The sequence below is a fragment of the Parasedimentitalea denitrificans genome, assembly GCF_011813015.1.
GTDB classification, from domain to species: Bacteria; Pseudomonadota; Alphaproteobacteria; order Rhodobacterales; family Rhodobacteraceae; genus Parasedimentitalea; species Parasedimentitalea denitrificans.
Window position 1 is genome coordinate 1 of record NZ_QHLQ01000084.1, and the last position, 577, is coordinate 577.

A 577-nucleotide genomic window follows, 5' to 3' on the forward strand; every position below is an offset into this window, starting at 1 on the left:
GAAAAAGACAGGAGCCTGGGGATGACACGGTCCACAGCCACGCCGGCGCCTCTATAGGGACTTGGCGCGAAAGGAGGGCGCGCCGCCGCCCATACCCGCGCCGCTCCCTTAGCGTCCGCGCGCCTTCCCTGTGCACCCACAGCACACCCCGCACCCCGCCAGTGCACGCAAAGGTGACCCCCTCGCGACCGGCAGCGACCAGCCCTGGACTCACCTCCAATTGAGTGCTATTGCATCGATCATTAAATTGGAGTCGCGGCTTTGCTCGCCCCCCGCTCCTAGACGAAATCGCAAAATGCATGTCCACGCGAGTCCACACAAGGGCCCAAATGACCTGCGGGTAAAAGTCGAAGAGTAATTGATTAACAACTAAGCCTTAATCAGCGCGAATATCTGCCAGCCATGCGGGTATGCGTCTCGGCCTCAAAAGAATTGCTCGCGTCACCCGCCAGAAGAAGCGCAAACTGGCGAATGCGCAGCGCCAACTGATTTCCTGATATTCAAAAGCACACCTGCAGCTTTGGGCACTAATAAGCTGGGCCAAAGTGCGTCGCTCCTCCAAATGGCCGCTGTTGTC

At 58.8% G+C, this 577-nt stretch carries 1 protein-coding gene; it reads right to left on the bottom strand.

The genetic code is table 11. The features are described from left to right. Positions 1-376 precede the first annotated feature (376 nt). Positions 377-577 (bottom strand): hypothetical protein (locus DL239_RS21985; protein WP_206188601.1); only part of this gene is annotated, 201 nt, incomplete at its 5' end.